Source organism: Devosia sp. Soil_C_22, assembly GCF_057657195.1.
The window spans coordinates 487,146-502,259 of the sequence record NZ_JBDGIY010000002.1 but is presented as its reverse complement, the minus strand read 5'-3'; the positions used below and the strand labels follow the sequence as shown (position 1 = coordinate 502,259).

The window sequence follows — 15,114 nt, the reverse complement described above, 5'->3', positions numbered from 1 at the left end:
GCGTCTCCCTCCCCCTTGCGGGGAGGGGACAGGGGTGGGGGTATCTTCCCGCTCGATTGTCTGCCGTGAAGAAAAATCCGCCCGGAGCCTCGCTTGAGGCGCCGGGCGGCAGGCTCCGGAGGAGGAGCTTACTGGTACTCGGCCGCGTTGTCCTTGGTGACGAGCACGGTGCCGGTGTCGATCCAGGCATCCAGCGTCTTGCCGGCCTTGAGGTCGACCAGCGCCTGGATGCCGAAGCCGCCCATGTTGCCGGGGGCCTGCGCGATGGTCGCCGCCATGTCGCCGGCGAGGATCGCCGCCGCCGCATCGGGGTTGGCATCGAAGCCGACAATGGTGATGTCGGTGCGCGCAGCGGCCTTCACCGCCTCGGATGCACCGAGCGCCATGTTGTCGTTCGAGCCGAAGATGCCCTTGAGGTTCGGGTTGCCGGCGAGGATGTTCTCGGTCACGGAGAGACCCTTGGCGCGGTCCCATTCGGCGGTCTGCTCGGCCACGACCTTGAGGCCGCAATCGGTGAGGCCCTTCTTGGAGCCATCGGCACGCGCCTGGCCGGTCGACTGCGAGATCAGGCCCTGCAGGATCGCGACTTCCGAGCCGGCTTCGAGATTGTCGCACAGATACTTGGCGGCAAGCGCGGCGCCCACTTCGTTGTTGGTGCCGATGAAGGTGACACCTTCATTGATGCCGCGGGTATCGACGAACACCACCGGCACGCCGGCCGCCTTGGCCGCATCGACGACGGGGGCGAGCGCGTTCGGGTCGGTCGGGGCGATGGCGAGGCCATCGATGCCCTGCGCGATCAGGTCCTCGATCTGGGTGATCTGGGCCTGCACGTCCGACTCGGCCGGCGGCGCGACGACGGTCAGTTCGACGCCCAGTTCGGTAGCCTTGGCCTTGGCGCCAGCCTCGACGGCGGCCCAGAACGGATTGCCGGCACCCGGGCCCTTCATGGCCAGCACGTAAGCGGCATTGGCAGGCCCGGCAAGAACGCTGAGCGCGACGCCGGCGAGAAGCAGTTTCTTCATGGGTGGTTCCTCCCTTTGAACCTAAACACCTGCGCGACCCCCTTGGTGTCGCGACCTCCTCCCCTCATCCGGCGCTACGCGCCACCTTCTCCCCGACGGGGAGAAGAAAACCGCGCTGCCGGAGGGCACCATTCCTCTCCCCGTCGGGGAGAGGGTGGATCGGCCCCGGCGAAGGCCGGGGACGAGACGGGTGAGGGGCCCGCCGCCCGTAGATTCGTCTATCGCCTGACCGCCGCTCTCCTCCTGAGCACGTCGATATAGACGGCGATGATGATGACGAGGCCGATCAGGATCTGCTGCCAGAAGGCGCTCACATTGTTGATGTTGAGCCCGTTGCGCAGGATGCCCATGATCAGCACGCCCGCCAGCACGCCCAGCACCGTGCCGCGCCCGCCGAAGAAACTGGCGCCGCCAATGATCACTGCCGCGATGGCGTCGAGCTCGATACCGATGCCGGCATTCGGAAAGCCGCTATCGGTGCGGCCGGCGAGCAGCAGGCCAGAGAGCCCAGCCATGAAGCCCGAGATCATGTATACGACGACCAGCGTCAGATCGACATTGATGCCCGAGACGCGGGCGGCGTGCGGATTGCCGCCGATGGCGAAGATGTGCCGGCCCATATTGGTCTTCTCGAGGAAGAACCACAGCCCGATGGCGCAGATGGCGACGAGGATCAGGCTCGCCGGAATGCCGGCCGGCGGCGGCAGGCCGAAGCCGAAATAGGCCTGGCCGATGAAGCGCACCTCCGGCTGCAGCCCGGAAATCGGCGCGCCGTTCGAGATGAGGAAGGTGAGCCCGCGCGCCACGTTCAGCGTACCCAGCGTCATGATGAAGGGATGCGGCAGCTTCAGCACCGTGAGGCCGACGCCGTTCACCCAGCCGACCGCGAGCCCGATGGCGGGACCGATCAGCAGCACGAGCGGCCAGGGCACGCCGGCTTTGCTGGCAATCGCCAGCGCCACCATGGCGAGCGCCATGATCGAGCCGACGCTGAGGTCGATGCCCGCGGTGACGATGACCACGTACATGCCGAGCGCTAGGAGCGCCAGCGAGGCGTTCTGCTTGAGGATGTTGGTGAGGTTCTGCGGCGACAGGAAGACGTCGGGCTTGATGGCCGCGAGCGCCAGCATCATTACGATCACGACGAGGACAATGCCGTAGACCTCGAGGAATTTCGACATGCCCGGGCCGCGGATGGAAAAGCCGGACTTGGTGGCGGGGGCGTCAGACATCAGGGCTTGCTCCCCTCATCCGGCGCTGCGCGCCACCTTCTCCCCGACGGGGAGAAGAACGGTGCCCGCCGGCAGCGCCACAGCCTGTTCCTCTCCCCGTCGGGGAGAGCGTGGACCGGCGCAGCCGGGACGGGTGAGGGGTTGGGGTACGCTGCATCCTCCACTCCTCAGTGCATGTTGTCATGGGCGAGGCCGGACGTGTGGCCCTTGGTGCCCATGATCCAGCCGATGACTTCGTTGCGGGTGGTGGCGCCGAGGTTGGCCTCGGCGAAATTGGTGCCCTGGTAGAGCGCCATCACCCGGTCGCAGCAGTAGAAGATGTCGTCCATGCGGTGCGAGATGATGATCACCGCAACGCCGTGATCTTTCAGCGATTTGACGAGATCGAGCACCTTGCCGACCTCCTTGATGGCGAGCGCCGCGGTCGGCTCGTCCATGATCACCAGCTTGCCGTCGAAGGCAGTGGCGCGGGCGATGGCGACGGCCTGGCGCTGCCCGCCCGACAGGTCCTCGGTGTTCTGCTCGACCGACTTGACGTGGATATGCAGCCGGTCGAGATGGTCGGACGCCATCTTCCTCGCCCGCTTGTGATCGACGACGGTGAGCGGACCGAACCTGGTGCCGGGCTCGCGGCCGAGATAGATGTTCTCGTAGATCGGCATGTTCCCGGCGAGCGCGAAGTCCTGGTAGACCATCTCGATGCCGAGCTTCTGCGCGTCCTTGGGCGAGCCGAACTTGACCGGCTGGCCGTTGAAGATCAGCTCGCCCTCGCTGGGCGCGAACAGGCCGGAGAGGATCTTCATCAGCGTCGACTTGCCGGCGCCATTGTCGCCGACGACGCCCAGCACCTCGCCCGGCCCGACGTGAAAATTCACGTCGCGCAGCGCGGTGATGGCGCCGAAGAATTTCGATATGCCCCTCGCCTCGAGCAGCGGTGCTGCCATGCGCGTCGTCCTCCCCGACGGCGCCAGCGTCCTCTTATGGAACGTCTGGTGCTGCATTCTGTATTGATGGAATATTTATTCCATTCTACGTTAAGACGTCAAGCGCCCGTTGAATGGGTCGAGAAGGCCGGGAACTGTGCATGGAGGGCTTGTGCGCTTGCGTGGGGCCGCATTTCGCCCCTAAGCGTCGATTGGCAGGGAGTATAGCACCGGAATGGACGACGGGGATATCGAGCTCGAGGAAACGGTCCCGCGGGACTTTCCCACCCTGCGCGCGCTGATCGCGGCGCGGGCGCCGACCCTGCCGCGCCGGCTGACCCAGGTGGCGAGTTTTGCGCTCGACAACCCCGACGACATCGCCTTCGGCACCGCCGCGAGCGTGGCGCAGCGCTCGGGCGTACAGCCCTCGACGCTGGTGCGCTTCAGCCAGGCGCTCGGCTACCAGGGTTTTTCCGACCTGCAGGACGTGTTCCGCGCCCGCCTGCGCGACCGCGTGCCGAGCTACGAGGAGCGGCTGAAGCAGCTGCGCGAGCATGGCGAGGCCAGCAAATCCGGGCTGCTGCTGCAGGGGTTTTCTGAGGCGGCCGAGCGCTCGGTCGCCGACCTGCGCGTAAAACTCGATCCCGAGACGCTGGAGCGGGCGGTCGACATCCTCGCCAAGGCGCAGACCATCTATCTCGTCGGGCTGCGGCGCTCGTTCCCGATCACCAGCTACATGGCCTATGCCATGGGCAAGCTCGGGGTGCGCAACGTGCTGGTCGATGGCATTGCCGGGCTGGGCGCCGAGCAGATCAACTTCATCGGCGAGCGCGACGTCGTGCTGGCCATCAGCTTTACGCCGTACGCCAGCGAGACCGTGAGCCTCGCCCACGCCGCCAAGGGCCGGCACGCCAAAGTGGTGTCGATCACCGACTCGGTGTTTTCGCCCATCGCCTCGATTGCCGATGCGTGGCTCGAGATCGTCGAGGCCGATTTCGAGGGTTTTCGCTCGATGGCCGCGACCATGGCGCTGGCGATGACGCTGACCGTGGCGGTCGCGAGCAAGCGCTCCGAAGGCTGAGGGCACATAAAGGCCCCCTCACCCGCCGCTGCGCGGCGACCTCTCCCCCAAGGGAGAGGTAGGCCGGGGGCAAAATCGTGCCACAACGTCACCTCTCCCTTTGGGGGAGAGGTCGGCCGAAGGCCGGGTGAGGGGGCCTTTGGAGGCCCTACTTCTTCTGCGGGTAACCGGAGCTTTGCAGCGGCGAGGAGGCGCCGATGACGGACTGCTCGTACTCGACGCATGAGCCGGTCATCGGGAAGGATTCCGGGCCGCCGAGGAAGGCGATCAACCGCGCGATCCCTTCGGGCTTCAACAGCTGGCCGAACGGACGCGAGGCTTCTGCCGAGGCCAGCCAGTCTTCGGCGGCATCGTGGAAGGTCTTGAGCGTCACGTGCTCGCCCGGGGTGTCGGCCCAGCCAAGGATGATGCCGTTGACGCGGATACGGTCGCGATTGATGGCGTTGGCGGTGTTCTTGGTCAGCGTCATCAGCGCGCCCTTGCTGGCGCTGTAGGCGGCGAGATTGGCGCCACCGATATAGGCGTTGACCGACAGGATGTTGACGATGGTGCCAGAGATCTTCTCGCGCTGCATCACCTTGATCGCGTCCTGCATCAGGAAGAACGGCGCGCGCACGTTGATGGCGAACATCTTGTCGAACAGGGCGAGGTCGGTGTCGAGGATGGTGCCGCGATCGGTCAGGCCGGCAATATTGGCGAGCAGGTCAACCCGGCCGAACGCATCGTCGGCAGTCGGGATGATTTCCGCGACCTGGTCGGAATCGGACAGATCGGCAACGACCGTGACGACCGAGACGCCCTGCGTTTCGAGCGACTTGGCGACGGCGTCGAGCTTGTCGCCCTGCCGGTCGGTGAGCACCAGGCCGGCAATGCCGCGCTCCGCCAGGAGCCGCGCCGTCGCCTCGCCGACACCCTGGGCCGCGCCCGTGACAACGGCGATCTTGCCGGCAAAGGGGGCGGAGGACGTATCGGACATTTTCTGGGACTCGGCAGGGGGATGGCAGGCGGCCGGACACTATGGCGTCAGGGCGGTGAAGCCAAGAGGCGTCGTGAAAGAACGATGGAGGGGGCCTCGTGGAGGATTGGTGCGTGTGGCCGCCCCCTCCACCAGCTTCGCTGGTCCCCCTCCCCCGCACGCGGGGGAGGATCACGGAGAGGCCTGGGTGCTTGGCCCCCCTCATCCGCCCTTCGGGCACCTTCTCCCACGAGGGGAGAAGGGTCCGCCACGAGCATCTCGGTCGGGGCCTTCTCCCTTGATGGGAGAAGGTGGCCGACAGGCCGGATGAGGGTGGGGCGGAAGGCGCCCTACCTACCCGACCCGCACCACCTGCCCGGTCTTGAGGCTCTGCGTCGCCGCTTCCGCCAGCTTCTGGGCCGCCAACCCATCGTAGCCCGACGGCGTCGGTGTCGTGCCGTTCGCCATCGCGTCGATGAAGCTGTTCACCTCGGCGGCGTAGGCGGCGACGTAGCGGTCGATGAAGAAGTTCTGGATCACGTCCTGGGTGAAGCCGGCGCCGTCGGCGCGCTCGAGCGTGGTCATGTGGACATTGCCGGCGCGCAGCATGCCCTTGGAACCATGCACTTCCAGGCGCTGGTCGTAGCCATAGGTGGCGCGGCGCGAGTTGGTGATGACGGCGATCTTGCCCGACGCGGTCTGCATCTGCACCGAGGCGGTGTCGACGTCGCCGGCAGTGCCGATGGCCTTGTCGACCAGCGCGCCGCCGAGCGCGTGGACGGTGACGAACTCCTCGCCGACGAGGAAGCGGGCCATGTCGAAATCGTGGATCATCATGTCGCGGAAGAGGCCGCCCGAGCGCTCGATGTAGCTGACCGGCGGCGGCGCGGGGTCGCGCGAGATGATGGTGACGAGCTCGACATCGCCGACATCGCCGGCTCTAAGCCGTTGCTGTAGCGCAGAAAAATTCGGGTCGAAGCGGCGGTTGAAGCCGATCATCAGCGGTACGCCGGCCTTTTCGACCACCGGCAGGCAGGCCTCGATGCGCTCGACCGACAGCGAGACCGGCTTTTCGCACAGGATTGCCTTGCCGGCGCGGGCGGCGGCTTCGATCAGGTCGGCATGGGTGTCGGTGGGGGTGCAGATGAGGATGGCATCGACATCGGAGGCGATCGCCTCCTCGACGCTGGCGGTCTTCGCGCCGACGCTGGCGGCGAGCGCCGCGGCAGCATCGGGGATGGCGTCGGCCACGTAGGCGACGCTGGCCCGATCCGATTTTGCGATGGTGCCGGCATGAACCTTGCCGATGCGACCCGCACCAAGGACAGCAAACCTGACCAAACCAAACCTCCCTTGTGAACGGGCCATGACCGCGATCTGAACGCGTTGGCCGCGCTAAAACCTGCTCTTTGTCCATGGTTGGTCCATGAACTTCTGCCAGACGAAAGGCCCTGGTCCACGCTCAGTCCGAAAGCGTTACTTCCGGACGTGAACGATAGAATGTTCATTCCGAATTTGGAAAAATCGGAATTGACGTTTCATCCGCGCGAGGGATACAACGGCGGCTGAAAGCTGTCCAGACAAGAAGAAGACGGGGGAGATCATGCCGGAGGCCGGGCTCGATGTCATCACCATCGGCCGTTCATCCGTGGATCTCTACGGCCAGCAGATCGGCAGCCGGCTCGAGGACATTGGCAGCTTCACCAAGGCCATTGGCGGCTGCCCGGCGAACATCGCCGTGGGAACGGCGCGGCTCGGGCTGAAGTCGGCGCTGATCACCCGCGTCGGCGCCGAGCAGATGGGCGGCTTCATCAAGGAACAGCTCAAGCGTGAAGGCGTCGAGACTGCCGGGATCACCACCGACGACAAGCGGCTGACCGCATTGGTGCTGCTGGCGGTAGAGGCCGAGGGCGTTTCGCCCATGATCTTCGTGCGCACCGACTGCGCCGACATGGCGCTCGACGAGAGCGATATCGACGAGGCGTTCATCCAGTCGGCCGGCGCGATCGTCGTCACCGGCACGCATTTCTCGACGCCGAACGCCGAGGCGGCGCAGCTTAAGGCCATCCGCATCGCCAAGGCGGCCGGGCGCAAGGTGGTGTTCGATATCGACTACCGGCCCAACCTGTGGGGGCTCGCCGGGCACGCCGCCGGGTTCGAGCGCTATGTGAAATCGGACTACGTGACCGGCAAGATCAAACCGATCCTCGCCGACTGCGACCTGATCGTCGGCACCGAGGAAGAGGTGCTGATCGCCGGCGGCGAGGGCGACCTGCTGGCGGCGCTGAAGGCCATCCGCGCGGTGTCGGACGCGACCGTGGTGCTGAAGCGCGGCGCCAAGGGCTGCATCGTCTACGATGGCGCGATCCCCGATGACCTCGAGGCCGGCATTGTCGGCCAGGGCTTTCCGATCGAGATCTACAACGTGCTGGGCGCGGGCGACGCGTTCATGTCGGGCTTTTTGCGCGGCTGGTTGAAGGGCGAGAGCCTCGCCACCAGCGCGACCTGGGCCAACGCCTGCGGCGCTTTCGCGGTGAGCCGGCTGCTCTGCGCACCGGAGTATCCGAGCTGGACCGAACTCGACCACTTCCTCACCCATGGCAGCACGTTCAAAGCGCTGCGCAAGGACGAGGAGCTGAACCACATCCACTGGGCGACGACACGCCGGAAGCAGTGGCCGCGGCTGACGGCCTTCGCCATCGATCATAGGAAGCAGATCGAGGATATCGCGGGCGACAAGGCCGACCGCATCCCGGCGTTCAAGGTGCTGGCGGTGAAGGCGGCGGCGGAAGTGGCGGCGGGGCGCGACGGCTTCGGCATGCTGCTCGACGACAAATGGGGCCGCGACGCGCTGTTCGAGGCGCCCAAGAATTTCTGGATCGCCCGGCCGGTGGAACTGCCGGGCAGCCGCCCGCTGCAATTCGAGTTTTCGCAGGATGTCGGCAGCCGGCTGGGCGAATGGCCGGTGGACCATTGCCTCAAGGTGCTGTGCTTCTATCACCCGGACGATCCGGCAGCGCTGAAGGCGGCGCAGATCGAGACGCTGCGCGTCGCCTATGACGCCGCGCGCAAGGTGGGCCGCGATATCCTGATCGAGGTGATTGCGAGCAAGGCCGGGCCGGTGGATCAGCGGACGACGGCGCGGGCGCTGGCCGAGCTCTACGATGCCGGGCTCAAGCCCGACTGGTGGAAGCTCGAGACGCAGGCCGACGAGGCCGCGTGGCGTGAGATCGATGCGGTGATCGAGACGCGCGACCCCTATTGCCGCGGCGTCGTGCTGCTCGGGCTCGAGGCGCCGGCGGACGAGCTGGCGAAGGGTCTTGCGGTGGCGCATGCCTCCCGCACTGTGCGCGGATTTGCCGTGGGTCGGACCATCTTTGCCGATGCGGCCAAGGCATGGTTTGCTGGGGCGATGACGGACGAGGAAGCGGTGGCCGACATGGCCGGGCGGTTCCGGGCGCTGGTGGGGGTTTGGGGGGCGTGATCGCCGATAGAGACTCCCCCCTCCCGGCCTCCCCCACAAGGGGGGAGGTGAAGGGTCGAGTTTGTGGCTTGATCGTGCCCTACACTGGATGCGGCACCTCCCCCCTTGTGGGGGAGGATGGGAGGGGGGCGTCTGCCCAAGGAGATCACCAATGACCCAAAAGACCATCCGCCTCACCATGGCGCAGGCGCTGGCGAAGTTCATGACGCGGCAGATGACCGTGGTCGATGGCGAGAAGCTGCCGATCTTCGGCGGGGTGTTCGCGATTTTCGGGCACGGCAATGTCGCGGGCTTCGGCGAGGCGCTGTATGGCGTACGCGACGAACTGCCGACCTATCGGGCGCATAACGAGCAGGGCATGGCGCATGCGGCGATTGCCTTCGCCAAGGCCAGCTTCCGGCGCCGCTTCATGGCCGCGACCTCATCGATCGGGCCCGGCGCGACCAACATGGTGACGGCGGCGGCGCTGGCGCATGTGAACCGCATCCCCGTGCTGCTGCTGCCCGGCGACGTGTTCGCCAACCGCGCCCCCGACCCGGTGCTGCAGCAGGTCGAGAGTTTTTCGGACGGCACGGTGAGTGCCAATGACGTGTTCCGCCCGGTGTCGCGCTATTTCGACCGCATCACCCGGCCCGAGCAGATCATCCCGGCGCTGAACCGCGCCATGCAGGTGCTGACCGACCCGGCCGAGTGCGGGCCGGTGACGCTGAGCCTGTGCCAGGATGTGCAGGCCGAGGCCTATGACTACCCCGAAGAGTTCTTCGCCGAGCGGGTGTGGACGCCGCGGCGGCCGATGCCGGATCCGGGCGAGCTCGAGCGCGCCGTCGCGGTGCTGCAGGCAGCGACGAAGCCCGTGATCATCGCCGGCGGCGGCGTGCTGTACTCGGAGGCGGCGGGGACGCTGCGGGCCTTTGCGGAAAAGCACGGCATTCCGGTGATGGAGACCAATGCCGGCAAATCCAGCCTGCCGCACGACCATCCGCTCAACATGGGCTCGGTGGGCGTGACCGGCTCGTCGGCGTCGAACCATTTGGCCGAGCAGGCAGATGTGGTGCTGGCGGTGGGCTCGCGGCTGCAGGATTTCACCACCGGTTCGTGGGCGCTGTTCAAGGCGAGTGGCGTGAAGATCATCGGGCTCAATACGCAGCCCTTCGATGCCGGCAAGCACCGGGCGCTGACGCTGGTGGCTGACGCCAAGGTGGGGCTCGAGGCGCTGGATGCGGGACTCGGCCAGCGCCACAGCGCGCACCCGTGGGTGGAGATTGCGCATGAGGCCAAGGCCGCGTGGCTGAAGGCGGCGAAGGCCGTGACCGACCCGACCAACGAGCTGCCCTCGGACGCACAGGTGATCGGCGCGGTGGCGCGGGCGCGCGGCTCGTCGGCGACGCTGGTGTGCGCCTCGGGCGGGCTGCCGGGCGAGCTGCACAAGCTGTGGCCGGCCGGCGCGCCGGGCTCGTACCATATGGAATATGGCTATTCGACCATGGGCTACGAGATCGCCGGCGGGCTGGGGGTAAAGCTGGCCAAGCCCCATGACGACGTGATCGTGATGCTGGGCGATGGCAGCTACATGATGATGAATTCCGAGATCGCCAGCTCGGTGCAGCTGGGCGCAAAGCTCACCATCGTCGTGCTCGACAATCGCGGTTTTGGCTGCATCAACCGGCTGCAGATGGCCACCGGCGGGGCGAACTTCAACAACCTGCTGAAGGATACCAAGCACGAGGTGCTGCCCGAGATCGACTTCGCCGCACACGCCGCCGCGATGGGCGCGTGGGCACGAAAAGTGTTCTCGGTGGCCGAGCTCGAGAGCGCGCTGCGCGAGGCGGCGAAGGTGGAGCGCACGACCGTGCTGGTGATCGACACCGACCCGCTGATTTCGACGGAGGCCGGCGGGCACTGGTGGGATGTGGCGGTGCCGGAGGTTTCGGCGCGGGCTGAGGTGCAGGCGGCGCGGAAGGAATACGAGGACGCGCTGAAGGGGCAGCGGTTGTAGGGCTGGCAAAAAGGCCCCCTCACCCGCCGCTACGCGGCGACCTCTCCCCCGAGGGGAGAGGTGAGCTGAGGCAGGATCGTGCTCTTCCACCACCTCTCCCTCTTGGGGGAGAGGTCGGCCCGCAGGGCCGGGTGAGGGGGCCTTATGGACGAGGACCAAAGCATGAAAGCCAAACTGGGCATGTCGCCCATTGCGTGGTGGAATGACGACCTGCCGGAGCTGAGCGATGATGTGTCGCTCGAGGAGTGCTTGCGGCAATCGCGCTCGGCCGGGTTTACCGGCATGGAGAAGGGCCGGCGTTTTCCAGACGATCCGGCGGTGATGCTGCCCATCCTGCGCGCGGCGGACGTGACGCTGTGTGGCGGCTGGTTTTCGGGCACGCTGGTGGACGAGGAGCTGGCGGCCAACAAGGACCGCATCGCGCCCATGATCGAGCTGTTCAAGGCGGTGGATGCGCCGTGCATCGTCTATGGCGAGGTCGGCCGCTCGATCCAGGGCGATCGGAGCAAGCCGCTGGCAGCCAAGCCGAAGCTGTCGGACGATGAGATGAAGGCTTACGCGCGAAAGGTCACAGCGTTCGGGGAGTGGTGCGCCGAGCAGGGCATGCCGCTGAGCTATCACCACCACATGGCGGCGGTGGTGGAGACCGAGCCCGAGCTCGATGCGTTCATGGCGGCTTCGGGCGCCGGCATTCCGCTGCTGCTCGATGCCGGGCACCTGGCCTTTGCCGGCGGCGACGTGCTGCGTGCCATCGACAGGCACCACGCGCGCATCAACCACGTGCATGTGAAGGACATCCGCCGCGCCGTGGTGGATGGGTTGGACCGGACGAAGCAGAGCTTTCTCGACGCGGTGGCGCTCGGCGCCTTCACCGTGCCGGGGGATGGATCGCTGGATTTCGGCGCCATCGTCAAACGCCTCGCCGACCATGGCTATGAGGGCTGGTTCGTGGTCGAGGCAGAGCAGGACCCGAAGAACGCGCCGCCGCTGCAGATGGCCCAGATCGGCCATGCCGAACTGATGCGGGTGATGACGGCGGCGGGCTATGTGGTGGAGACCAAGGGCTTTCCCACGAGCTGAGCAATCGAATAGGTTGCCCGCAACGAGAGGAGCCCCGATGCCTGAAGCCGAGAAGAAGCCCGGGCTGTTCACCCTGCCCTGGTTCAAGCCGTTCTATCGGCGCGCCATCCTGATTGCTCTCATCGCCATCTGGTGTGGCTGGGAGTGGATTTTCACCCGCGACCAGTTCTGGGGCCTGATCACCACCGCTGCGCTCGCCTATGCGGTGTGGGTGTTCGGCATCAACTTCGACAAGGAACTGAAGAAGCACGACGATGCCCAACCTAAGAATTAAGCCGCAGGCGGCGACCGGCCACGTCCACCACGTCACCCCGGAAACTGCCGGCTGGACCTATGTCGGCTTCGACCTGCACAAGCTGCCCAATGCCGGCGACATCGCCAAGGGCAGCTTTGCCGACCGCGAAGTGTGCATCGTGCTGATCTCGGGCCGCGCCGCCATCGAGGTGGACGGCCAGACCTTCCTTGCCGGCGAGCGCATGAGCCCGTTCGAGGGCCCGCCGCACTCGGTCTACGCCCCGGCCGGCGCCAGCTGGCGCATCGAGGCGCTGACCCCGCTCGAGGTCGCGGTGTGCTCGGCGCCCGGCACCCCCGGCGCCCGGCCGGCACGGTTGATCGGACCTGAGCAGGCCGAGCGGCTGACGCGCGGTAAGGGCACCAATACGCGCTACCCGACCAACATCCTGCCCGAGACGGAGGATGCGGACTCGCTGCTGGTGGTCGAGGTGATCACCCCGGGCGGCCACACCTCGAGCTACCCGCCGCACCGGCACGACGAGGATGACCTGCCGCGCCAGAGCTTTCTCGAGGAGACCTATTATCACCGGTTTTCGAAGCCCCAGGGCTTCGGCTTCCAGCGCGTGTTCACCGATGACCGCTCGCTCGACGAGACAATGCTGATCGAGGATGGCGACGTGGTGCTGGTGCCGCGCGGCTATCACCCGGTGGCCGCGGTGGCGGGGTATGACGTGTATTATTTGAACGTCATGGCCGGTCCAAAGCGGACGTGGAAGTTTTACAATGCGCCCGAGCATGAGTGGATGTTGGGGTGAGGCTTAAGAGGTCGGCGCGAATGGCACCCCTCCCCGGGAGGGGGATGACCCTCCAATCGGCGCCGGTGGCGGCCGCACCCCTCCCCCTTGCGGGGAGGGATCGAGGGTGGGGGTGGTCCGGTGATCGCCGATAGACCCCCACCCCCGGCCCCTCCCCGCAAGGGGGAGGGGTGCGACAGGCTGATGCCTTTGGCGTCTCCGGCAAACTCGTAACCCTCCCGCCCCGCAAGCAGTTGACCCTGCACGCTATTGCGTGCATCGCTCCGCGACTTTTCGTGTGGAGCTCAACATGCCTGCCAATTTCATCTTCACCCTCTCCTGTGCCGATCGGCCGGGGATTGTTGCCGCGGTGACGACGGAACTGGCGGGCCTCGGTTGCAACATCGCTGAATCCAACCAGTTCTGGGATCGCGAGACCGGGCAGTTCTTCATGCGACTCGCCTTCACCGCGCCCGAGGGCGTCGATCGCGACGCGCTGGAGCGCGGGCTGAAGCCGGCGGTCGAACGGTTCGGCATGCGCACGACGCTGGTCGACCAGGCGCGGCGCAAGAAGATCCTCGTGATGGTGTCGAAGTTCGACCACACGCTGCTGCACCTGCTCTACCAGATCAAGGTCGGCTGGCTCGACGCCGAGGTGGTGGCGATCGTTTCCAACCACGAGGACAGCCGCCGCACGGCAGAGTTCGAGGGCATTCCGTATCACCTGCTGCCGGTGGGCAAGGACAACAAGGCGGCGCAGGAGGAGCAGGTGATCGCCCTGTTCAAGGAAACCGGCGCCGATCTGGTGGTGCTGGCGCGCTACATGCAGATCCTGAGCGACCGCTTCGCGACCCGGCTCTACGGCCAGATCATCAACATCCACCACTCGTTCCTGCCCTCGTTCAAGGGTGCGAAGCCGTATCACCAGGCGCACGAGCGCGGGGTGAAGCTGATCGGGGCGACAGCGCATTACGTGACGCCGGAGCTGGATGAAGGTCCGATCATCGAGCAGGAAACGGCGCGCGTGACGCACGCCATGAGCCCGGACGACCTGGTGGCGGCGGGCCGCGATATCGAGAGCCGCGTGCTGGCCCGGGCGGTGAAGCTGCACCTCGAGAACCGGGTGATGCTGAATGGACGGAAGACGGTGGTGTTTGGGTAGGGGAGGCCACAACGACCCCCTCTCTTGCGAAAACTAAGGACTTAGCTGCGCTAAGATCCAAGTTTTCGCTTTCTCCCCCGCCTAGGGGGAGAAGACACCGCATGCACCAGTGTGTGAGAGACGCACCCTCTCCCCCTTGGCGGGGGAGAGGCGAGACTTACGAGCGTCAGCGAGTTAGTCGCAGCAGAGAGGGGGTCGTCAGCCCCCCAACCCCGCCTTGTTCGCCACCAGAAACTCCCGCACCGTCATGGCCGGCGTGCCCCACAGCTCCTCCACCGCATCGGTGACCATGCTGAGGATGCCGTGGCGCTGGCCGATTTCGAATGTGGTCAGCAGCTCGGCCACCGGGGCCGGCAGGCCGGCCTGCTTCAGGCCTTCGGTGTAGCCGGCGTCGGGCACGTCGACGACCTCGATGGGCTTCCCCAGCACGTCGGTGGCGATGGCGGCGATTTCGGCATTGGTGAAAGCTTGCTGGCCGGTGACGGTGAAGACGCGGTTGCCGGTGTGATCGGAGAGCAGCGCGCCGGCGGCGGCGCGGGCGGTGTCGTCGCGGGTGACATGCGAGATGCGGCCCTGCTCGCTGGCCGAGTACCACTTGCCGCTGGCGAGCGCCGGCGGCAGCACCTGCAGCAGGTTCTCGGTGTACCAGCTGTTGCGCAGGATCGTGTACTCGACGCCGGTGCCCTTGATCGCCTGCTCGGTGGCGTAGTGATCGAGCGCCATCGGGATGATGTTGCCCGGCTCGGGATGCGGCATCGAGGTATAGACGATGCGCTTCATCCCGGCGGCCCTGGCGGCCGCGACGGCATTGGTGTGGAGCTTGATACGCTGTTCGCCGATCACGTCGGTGGAGACGATCAGCAGCCGATCGACCCCGGCCAGCGCGGCCTGGAAGGCGGCCGGATCGGAGAAATCGGCCTTGCGGACCTCGACGCCCTTGAGGTCGGCCAGCTTTTCCGGAGTGCGCGAGCCGGCGATGATCTTGCCGGCATAGCCGCGCTCCGCCAGCAGCTCGACGACGCGGCGGCCGAACTTGCCGCCGGCGCCGGCGACGAACAGGGTGGGTGAAGTCATAGATAAGCTCCGGATCGATATGGTTGTCTCTTTTTGAGACCACGTATACATCAGGAACCTACCCGGCCGTTCAA

Annotated in this window: 13 protein-coding genes; 7 read left to right on the top strand and 6 right to left on the bottom strand. The window is 66.4% G+C overall.

Annotated features, from left to right (window positions below; genetic code table 11):
• Positions 1 to 128: 128 nt before the first annotated feature.
• The 3 genes from AC3A6I_RS19540 to AC3A6I_RS19530 all read right to left on the bottom strand — a co-directional run bounded on the left by AC3A6I_RS19540 (position 129) and on the right by AC3A6I_RS19530 (position 3,201).
• Positions 129 to 1,025 carry a sugar ABC transporter substrate-binding protein gene (locus tag AC3A6I_RS19540; RefSeq protein ID WP_487545540.1) on the bottom strand — a complete coding sequence of 299 codons (897 nt, stop codon included), beginning with the start codon at positions 1,023 to 1,025 and terminating at the stop codon, positions 129 to 131.
• 218 nt (positions 1,026 to 1,243) lie between these two features.
• Complete coding sequence (locus AC3A6I_RS19535; protein ID WP_487545539.1) at positions 1,244 to 2,257, bottom strand: ABC transporter permease; 1,014 nt, start codon at positions 2,255 to 2,257, stop codon at positions 1,244 to 1,246.
• 167 nt (positions 2,258 to 2,424) lie between these two features.
• Positions 2,425 to 3,201: an ATP-binding cassette domain-containing protein gene (locus AC3A6I_RS19530; RefSeq protein ID WP_487545538.1), complete on the bottom strand. Its 777-nt coding sequence runs from the start codon at positions 3,199 to 3,201 to the stop codon at positions 2,425 to 2,427.
• A 214-nt stretch (positions 3,202 to 3,415) separates the two neighbouring features.
• Here AC3A6I_RS19530 and AC3A6I_RS19525 point away from each other — a divergent pair, with 214 nt between their 5' ends.
• Positions 3,416 to 4,261: a MurR/RpiR family transcriptional regulator gene (locus tag AC3A6I_RS19525; RefSeq protein ID WP_487545537.1), complete on the top strand. Its 846-nt coding sequence runs from the start codon at positions 3,416 to 3,418 to the stop codon at positions 4,259 to 4,261.
• A 148-nt stretch (positions 4,262 to 4,409) separates the two neighbouring features.
• On the opposite strand, the gene AC3A6I_RS19520 is transcribed toward AC3A6I_RS19525, so the two are convergent.
• Together AC3A6I_RS19520 and iolG are read right to left on the bottom strand one after the other, a co-directional pair.
• The gene (locus AC3A6I_RS19520; RefSeq protein ID WP_487545536.1) at positions 4,410 to 5,237 is read right to left on the bottom strand and encodes an SDR family oxidoreductase; all 828 of its coding nucleotides are present in this window, start codon (positions 5,235 to 5,237) and stop codon (positions 4,410 to 4,412) included.
• 333 nt (positions 5,238 to 5,570) lie between these two features.
• Positions 5,571 to 6,557, bottom strand: a complete 987-nt coding sequence (iolG, locus tag AC3A6I_RS19515; protein WP_487545535.1) for an inositol 2-dehydrogenase — start codon at positions 6,555 to 6,557, stop codon at positions 5,571 to 5,573.
• Positions 6,558 to 6,819: 262 nt separating this feature from the next.
• Here iolG and AC3A6I_RS19510 point away from each other — a divergent pair, with 262 nt between their 5' ends.
• The 6 genes from AC3A6I_RS19510 to purU all read left to right on the top strand — a co-directional run bounded on the left by AC3A6I_RS19510 (position 6,820) and on the right by purU (position 13,966).
• A complete protein-coding gene (locus AC3A6I_RS19510) occupies positions 6,820 to 8,700 on the top strand; it encodes a bifunctional 5-dehydro-2-deoxygluconokinase/5-dehydro-2-deoxyphosphogluconate aldolase (RefSeq protein ID WP_487545534.1) in 1,881 nt (626 codons plus the stop codon).
• A gap of 151 nt (positions 8,701 to 8,851) precedes the next feature.
• Positions 8,852 to 10,696 (top strand): 3D-(3,5/4)-trihydroxycyclohexane-1,2-dione acylhydrolase (decyclizing), encoded by a 1,845-nt coding sequence (iolD, locus tag AC3A6I_RS19505; RefSeq protein WP_487545533.1) that lies wholly within the window; start codon positions 8,852 to 8,854, stop codon positions 10,694 to 10,696.
• Positions 10,697 to 10,858: 162 nt separating this feature from the next.
• Complete coding sequence (gene iolE / locus AC3A6I_RS19500) at positions 10,859 to 11,776, top strand: myo-inosose-2 dehydratase (RefSeq protein ID WP_487545532.1); 918 nt, start codon at positions 10,859 to 10,861, stop codon at positions 11,774 to 11,776.
• Positions 11,777 to 11,813: 37 nt separating this feature from the next.
• The gene (locus AC3A6I_RS19495; RefSeq protein ID WP_487545531.1) at positions 11,814 to 12,050 is read left to right on the top strand and encodes a hypothetical protein; all 237 of its coding nucleotides are present in this window, start codon (positions 11,814 to 11,816) and stop codon (positions 12,048 to 12,050) included.
• Positions 12,031 to 12,825, top strand: a complete 795-nt coding sequence (iolB, locus tag AC3A6I_RS19490) for a 5-deoxy-glucuronate isomerase (RefSeq protein ID WP_487545530.1) — start codon at positions 12,031 to 12,033, stop codon at positions 12,823 to 12,825. The genes AC3A6I_RS19495 and iolB overlap by 20 nt, the downstream gene beginning before the upstream one ends.
• Before the next feature lie 289 nt (positions 12,826 to 13,114).
• Complete coding sequence (gene purU / locus AC3A6I_RS19485; RefSeq protein WP_487545529.1) at positions 13,115 to 13,966, top strand: formyltetrahydrofolate deformylase; 852 nt, start codon at positions 13,115 to 13,117, stop codon at positions 13,964 to 13,966.
• Positions 13,967 to 14,164: 198 nt separating this feature from the next.
• On the opposite strand, the gene AC3A6I_RS19480 is transcribed toward purU, so the two are convergent.
• The gene (locus tag AC3A6I_RS19480) at positions 14,165 to 15,040 is read right to left on the bottom strand and encodes an SDR family oxidoreductase (protein ID WP_487545528.1); all 876 of its coding nucleotides are present in this window, start codon (positions 15,038 to 15,040) and stop codon (positions 14,165 to 14,167) included.
• Positions 15,041 to 15,114 lie beyond the last annotated feature (74 nt).

Excerpts from the sequence above, each read along its gene's own strand:
- AC3A6I_RS19510 (WP_487545534.1), top strand. The coding sequence starts at position 6,820 with ATGCCGGAGGCCGGGCTCGATGTCATCACCATCGGCCGTTCATCCGTG.
- AC3A6I_RS19540 (WP_487545540.1), bottom strand. The coding sequence starts at position 1,025 with ATGAAGAAACTGCTTCTCGCCGGCGTCGCGCTCAGCGTTCTTGCCGGG.
- iolD (WP_487545533.1), top strand. The coding sequence starts at position 8,852 with ATGACCCAAAAGACCATCCGCCTCACCATGGCGCAGGCGCTGGCGAAG.
- AC3A6I_RS19520 (WP_487545536.1), bottom strand. The coding sequence starts at position 5,237 with ATGTCCGATACGTCCTCCGCCCCCTTTGCCGGCAAGATCGCCGTTGTC.
- AC3A6I_RS19530 (WP_487545538.1), bottom strand. The coding sequence starts at position 3,201 with ATGGCAGCACCGCTGCTCGAGGCGAGGGGCATATCGAAATTCTTCGGC.
- AC3A6I_RS19525 (WP_487545537.1), top strand. The coding sequence starts at position 3,416 with ATGGACGACGGGGATATCGAGCTCGAGGAAACGGTCCCGCGGGACTTT.
- AC3A6I_RS19535 (WP_487545539.1), bottom strand. The coding sequence starts at position 2,257 with ATGTCTGACGCCCCCGCCACCAAGTCCGGCTTTTCCATCCGCGGCCCG.
- AC3A6I_RS19495 (WP_487545531.1), top strand. The coding sequence starts at position 11,814 with ATGCCTGAAGCCGAGAAGAAGCCCGGGCTGTTCACCCTGCCCTGGTTC.
- AC3A6I_RS19480 (WP_487545528.1), bottom strand. The coding sequence starts at position 15,040 with ATGACTTCACCCACCCTGTTCGTCGCCGGCGCCGGCGGCAAGTTCGGC.
- iolE (WP_487545532.1), top strand. The coding sequence starts at position 10,859 with ATGAAAGCCAAACTGGGCATGTCGCCCATTGCGTGGTGGAATGACGAC.
- purU (WP_487545529.1), top strand. The coding sequence starts at position 13,115 with ATGCCTGCCAATTTCATCTTCACCCTCTCCTGTGCCGATCGGCCGGGG.
- iolB (WP_487545530.1), top strand. The coding sequence starts at position 12,031 with ATGCCCAACCTAAGAATTAAGCCGCAGGCGGCGACCGGCCACGTCCAC.